This is a genomic window from Petrachloros mirabilis, assembly GCF_975968855.1.
Window position 1 is genome coordinate 1 of sequence record NZ_CDLUDY010000130.1, and the last position, 5,813, is coordinate 5,813.

The 5,813-nt window shown below is 56.6% G+C and carries 5 protein-coding genes; 3 read left to right on the forward strand and 2 right to left on the reverse strand.

The annotated features are described in order from the left end of the window. Positions 1 to 205 precede the first annotated feature (205 nt). Entirely contained in the window at positions 206 to 1,729 is a 1,524-nt protein-coding gene (locus ACWVCN_RS05270; protein WP_455244475.1) for a DUF2779 domain-containing protein, read from the reverse strand. 75 nt (positions 1,730 to 1,804) lie between these two features. Between ACWVCN_RS05270 and ACWVCN_RS05275 the strand changes: the two genes are divergently transcribed. Beyond that, complete coding sequence (locus ACWVCN_RS05275; protein WP_455244476.1) at positions 1,805 to 3,130, forward strand: MATE family efflux transporter; 1,326 nt, start codon at positions 1,805 to 1,807, stop codon at positions 3,128 to 3,130. 2 nt (positions 3,131 to 3,132) lie between these two features. On the opposite strand, the gene ACWVCN_RS05280 is transcribed toward ACWVCN_RS05275, so the two are convergent. After that, a complete protein-coding gene (locus ACWVCN_RS05280; RefSeq protein WP_455244478.1) occupies positions 3,133 to 4,503 on the reverse strand; it encodes a 2-dehydropantoate 2-reductase in 1,371 nt (456 codons plus the stop codon). Positions 4,504 to 4,679: 176 nt separating this feature from the next. Between ACWVCN_RS05280 and ACWVCN_RS05285 the strand changes: the two genes are divergently transcribed. Next, entirely contained in the window at positions 4,680 to 5,387 is a 708-nt protein-coding gene (locus ACWVCN_RS05285; protein ID WP_455244479.1) for a GNAT family N-acetyltransferase, read from the forward strand. Between the two features lie 16 nt (positions 5,388 to 5,403). Continuing rightward, positions 5,404 to 5,813, forward strand: a 410-nt coding sequence (locus tag ACWVCN_RS05290) for a Sir2 family NAD-dependent protein deacetylase (RefSeq protein ID WP_455244480.1), incomplete at its 3' end; no start/stop codon positions are given.

A 5,813-nucleotide genomic window follows, 5' to 3' on the forward strand; every position in this document is an offset into this window, starting at 1 on the left:
ATTCGAACAAGGGGGGCAGCGGGGGAAATGTTCCCCTGCGTGGGGTTGCTACAAGGGGGCTGGCCCCCTTGTAGGAGCGCGTGCGAAGCACCTTAGCGCGACTTCGAATACCCACCCTCTCCGCCATACCGCACTTCGTGTGACCCGCCGACTCACCAGGCATAGCCTCTCTTCATCATCGCCGGCGGATAAACCCCTTCGACGTTCATCCCCTCCCCTTTGCCTTCTCCCCCAACACCCGTCGCAGTTCTACCATCGCCATTGTGTCCCTGGCGCAATAGCGTAACAGTGAGTCCCTGATCGCCGCTTTTTCTACCCAGTCGGTCTCAGCGAATACCATTCGGTAATATTCGCTGGCAGCATGGCCTCCCTCTCGAATCGCCAAATCGTCATAGCCCATCGACGGCACCACCGCGGGCAACACCGACTTGATCGAGTAGGACCCTTGAAAGCCCGGATGGTAGTAGTGCGACTTGATGACAGGATGGAGATCCCACAAGCGCTTGATAATCGACCGGAAAGCCGAGGCGAATTCTGGGAAGGCCTCGAAGAGTTGCCTCATCATCGCTTCCTCATATGCGGAATACACCACGATGCTGCCTTTCACTCCCAGTGACTCGATCAATGCTTCGGCCCACTGCCGGCGAGGATCGGTGACCTCACCGTGGAGGAACTCATGGTGGATGACTTGGCCTGACTCGTCTTCGATATGGTTCGACCATTGCACGGGGATCGATTGATACGGCCGCGTAGATGGATAACGAGGGACGGCGAGCATGACCGTCTCAAAATCGAGGTGATGCACAGGATACTGAACGGACCGGAGCACCGAAGCCAACTTGCCTGAAACCCACTCGACATTGTCCTTCACACGCTGCTGAGCCGGCGACAGCGCCGTGCCGTCGGGAATCTCATCGATGGTTGCGACACCCTGTTGAACCAGTCGACTGACTGTCTGCTTCGCACCAGGCAAATGATAAATCCAGCGCGCCGGTTTCTCCTTGGTACAATGCGCCCAGAACGGGCATTCGTAGGGACTATGGCAATGCTGCCCCGGTTCGATTGCAGGCGGAGTTGGTTCGAGTAATGCCGCCTTCATCAGAGCCAGCCGTTCCGTTACTTCAGCCCGTCTGGTCGCGACCATGTCCGAGACGTCATCGATCGCAAACAATCGTTCCAGGTCTATCTCGCCGCCGTCATACTGGTAACCGGTATCAATGTGCATGAGACTGGTTCCCGCGAGACTGAGACCGGCACCTATCAGGACATAACTCTGGATCGCCAAGTCGTCGAGATGTACGTCCTTCACGCGCGTCGAAGATTTCACTTCGATCAGACGCCAGGTTGGCTGTTCTCCCTCCCCCGTTTGCACCCGCTCGAGAATGTCGACCCGGACCAGGACGCCCCCGTATTGCAAGGCCGCTTCAAAGATCGCGGGGACGCGTGGATCGCGAAGAAGGTCGGCCGTCTGCGCAAGAGCCGCTTCCCGCTGTCGATATCCAGCCGTTACAAGAGACCCGCCGGGAAATCGCCTCCGTGCCAATTCGCCGACCTCGGTGCCCATGTCCAAGATGGCTTGCGTTGAAAGGTCAGGCGGCGTCGCCAATTGCGGCTGGTATATCTCCAGGTAGAGCCGTTTGTGGCACTGCAGCCCAGAGAGAAATTTCGACTTCGACAGCCGCGGCGGTACGGACACGTCGGCGGTTGAAAGATCGGAAGAATCAGTCATGGCAGTCAGACCCTAATCGAAGCTCACATACTTTGTCCAGGCCGAGCGCAACACGGTTCTGCTAGGATGGGCCGGATGGCGAACGGGATCTCTCACATCAGAAAGTCCGTAATGACGCTGGCGCTCCCCGTTACGGTCAGTAGCCTGCTTCAACGGACGGAAGGGATTGTCGCGGTCTTCCTGGTCGGAGGGCTAGGTGCCATTCCAATCGCAGCCGTCGGATTGGGCCAACTGCTGGCGTTCATCGCCACTACGTTGGTCTCAGGCCTCTCTGTCGGAACCAACGTCATTGTCGCCCAGCTGTGGGGCGCTCGCCGAAAACGCGATGCGGGTGAGGCAGCTCTCCATTTCCTGGGACTCTCCATCGTCGTCTCACTCGGCCTCATGGCCTTCGGAATCTCACTCAATCGATATGCCATGCAACTCCTAGGAGCTGCTCCGGACGTTATCGTATTGGCACTCCCATACTCGACACTGATTTTTCTCGTGATTCCCTTCACGGTCCTCCTTCAAGTCTTCTCTTCCGTCCTGCAAGGCACCGGCGATACCAAAACACCGATGTTCGCCATGATCGTGGTTAACGTGCTGCATATTGCTATCGCCTATCCGTTGATTTACGGCCGATGGAACTTTCCTGCTCTGGGGGTGAAGGGAGCTGCGGTGGCCGTCGGTATTGCTGAAGCAGCCGGTGTTCTGTACCTATTGATACGTTGCAGACGTCACTTATGTTTATCTCCCCGGATTCGTTTCGACTTGTTCAAGTCCATCTGGCAGGTTGGAGCGCCGGTTTCAGGAGAGCGGGTCGTCCAACAAGCCGGCGTTCTGATCTTTACGAAGATCGTTCTGCTATATGGAACGGTTTCTTATGCCGCCCATCAGGTCGGCCTGTCGATTGAGTCCTTTTCGTTTCTTCCCGGTTATGGATTTGCCATCGCCGCCGCCACGATGGTCGGTCAGAGCATCGGCGCAGGCAAATATACGAGGGCTAAGCTTGAGAACTGGGAGGCCAACCGGATGGCAGCCTTTATCATGTCAGGAATGGGACTGATTTTTTTCTTCTTTCCCTATTTCCTTCTCCGCGCCTTTACCAGCGATGAGGGGGTCATCGAACTGGGGACCATCTTCCTGAAGATCGTCGCACTGTTGCAAATTCCGCTGGCTCTTACGATGGTCCTGGCCGGTTCACTGCGCGGAGCCGGTGACACACATTTCATCATGTGGGCCACCACTATCGGCATGTGGGCGGTTCGCGTGCCGATTGCGTTCGTGGTCGGCGTCTGGCTTAACCTGGGAGTACTGTATGTGTGGCTGGCAATGATCGCTGATTGGACGGTACGTATGGCGTTGATGCTATGGCGCTACCGGTCGGAACGGTGGAAGGCGATTCACGTCATCCAATGACTTTACTTCGGCGATGGCTCAGACGTACATTCCGGCGGCCGCTCGGATGGTCTGGTGTCCTTGCCTGTGCCGACACGCACCTCGATACGACCGACTCCCTTCACATTGGCACAAAGGTCGCCGAGGCCGGGAGTAATTAAGCGGAATGGCCCGCCCTTTCCGTCCGGCAACGGCTCGCCGTTGAGCTCATAGAGCAGTAGCCCGAAATCCTTGGCCTGACGAAGCGTCAAAGTTGCAGCATACTTGCCGTCGCTCGAGTGAAAAGTCACGTGATCGGCCTGAACATCCAACGCCGGGATATCCAGCAGTCCCTTCACCTTGATCGCTCGCCCCTTCATGCTCGGCATGACGGTATTCACGTCCTTAACCTGATGTTCATTACGCAATTGCTGCAACGCTGGCCGGTCTAGCGATACCGGCTGCACCACGGCACCATCAATTCGTACGATGCCGGGTCCTGTCTTTTCTTTCTCAGTAATAGTCTTGATCATAGCTGTCAACGCCTCATTGACCGGTGTTGGTATACCGTGTGCCCGCCCTTGGTCGACGATATAGCCGTTCAGATTGCGGATCTCCGTTCTGCGTCCTGCTTTCCAGTCATCGTACATTGAGGTATGGATATCACGGATCTCCTGCGTCCATGTCACGACGCGATCAGCCATGTCCGACGGCAACGGGACCTTCATGGTTGCCGACACGGCCATGATTTCGCCGACGATTTGTCGTATGACGCCCATCATCTCCGGATGCTCGAGCGCCTTTGAAACCTTATCGTCGATCAGGACGGTAAGCGGATTGAAAACACAGTTCCAGCACATTTTTTCCCATTTGCTGCGCCTGATGTCTTTGGACAGTTGGCAAGGAATGCCGGCGGCGCTGAAGAGATCCCGAATCTGTAGGACACGTTCACTCTCATGGCCCATCAATTCCCCGATCGCAACCGCCCCCTTCTTGTAATGATCAATGACGCCGGGTGAGACAATCTTCGAATAGATGAATGCCACGCCGCCGACCACACAGTCACGCTTCAATCGGGCAATGATCCGATCTTCGTTGTCGATTCCGTTCTGCAACGTCAGGAGGACGGTTTTCTCGGTCAGCACGGGTTCGATCTGAGTGAGCACCTCATCCAAATCGTAGGCCTTCACCGCCAGGATGATCAGATCAGGTTGGGGTAGCTGTCTCGCATCCGTCGCGGCTTGCGGTCGAACCGTAAAGGTGCCGGCAGCACTCCGGATGGTCAGGCCATGCTTCTGGACCGCCGTCAGCGTGTTGGGGCGAAGGAGAAATGAGACGTGTTCGTTGTTCTTCGCCAAATGGGCACCGAAGAATCCTCCGACGGATCCGGCGCCTACGACCATAATCTCTTTCATCCCTTTCCCATCCTTCTCTTCTTCCTCAATGAACAGGATCGTGACTAACACTTCCAGGGAGCTGCGCCAAGAGTAGTGGAGATTTCAGCCCGAAGCAACAGGTCCACGAAGATGGCTGGACTTTGGCCTATCCCTCGGCTTATCGTATGCAGCCCTGACACACCGGTGATCTGCTTATGACGGCTTCAACTTCCCGCATCATCATCCGAAACACAGAGCCTCGCGACTTTCCCCACATCATTGAACTCTCCCGTCAGATTTATCCCTTCGGTCCTCCCTATACCGAAGCACAGCTGGCTTCGCAGCTTCGCGTATTTCCGGAAGGACAGTTCGTTGCGATCGATACGCGAGTGGAAAAACTGGTCGGAATGGCCGCCAGTCTAATCGTCCTCTGGGACGACTACGATATGCAGACCAACTGGCGGGACTTCACCAATAACGGGACGTTCACGAACCACGATCCTGTAAGGGGTCGTACCCTCTACAGCGCGGACGTCATGGTCTCTCCGACCAGGCAACGCCAGGGTATCGGAACAAAAATCTACGATGCGCGGCTGAACTTGGCCAGGCAGCTGAAGCTGCTCCGCATTCGAGCCGGTGGTCGCCTGCGGAATTACCACCGCTACGCCGATCGCATGAGCGCGGAGGAATATGTCATCAAGGTCGTTCGCGGAGAAATCAAGGATCCTACGTTGTCGTTCCAACTCAAGTGCGGATATCATGTCCTTGCCGTCGTACCGGATTATCTTCCGAAAGATCCGGAGAGCCTCGGTTGGGTTGCCGTGATCGAATGGCTCAATGAAGACGTGGCCACGCCCGAAGACTATCTCGGACGAGACAAGAAGTTCCAACCGCCTGACAAAACGGCTGCGCAACTCCGGTAAGGCTATTACCCGCGCCATGCACCATGACACGCAACTTCAGGAAGCCCGCGAGCGGCTGGCCTCAGCCCGCGCAGTCACGATTTTGACCGGCGCTGGCATCTCCGCGGACAGCGGCGTCCCGACCTTTCGCGGGGCTGACGGCTTGTGGCGTAATTTCCGATCGGAAGACCTCGCGACGCCTGAAGCGTTTGAACGGAATCCACGGCTTGTCTGGGAATGGTACGACTGGCGCCGGCAAGTGATCGCTGGAAAATCGCCCAACGCCGCACATCATGCCATCGCTGCGTTCGAATCGAAGGTGTCCCGTTTTTGCCTCATCACACAGAATGTCGACGGCCTTCATCGACAAGCCGGCTCGCGTCACATCCTTGAACTGCACGGCGATATCTGGAGGCTTCGCTGCACCCATTGCCATCTGCTCTCCCG

Excerpts from the sequence above, each read along its gene's own strand:
- ACWVCN_RS05275 (WP_455244476.1), top strand. The coding sequence starts at position 1,805 with ATGGCGAACGGGATCTCTCACATCAGAAAGTCCGTAATGACGCTGGCG.
- ACWVCN_RS05270 (WP_455244475.1), bottom strand. The coding sequence starts at position 1,729 with ATGACTGATTCTTCCGATCTTTCAACCGCCGACGTGTCCGTACCGCCG.
- ACWVCN_RS05285 (WP_455244479.1), top strand. The coding sequence starts at position 4,680 with ATGACGGCTTCAACTTCCCGCATCATCATCCGAAACACAGAGCCTCGC.
- ACWVCN_RS05280 (WP_455244478.1), bottom strand. The coding sequence starts at position 4,503 with ATGAAAGAGATTATGGTCGTAGGCGCCGGATCCGTCGGAGGATTCTTC.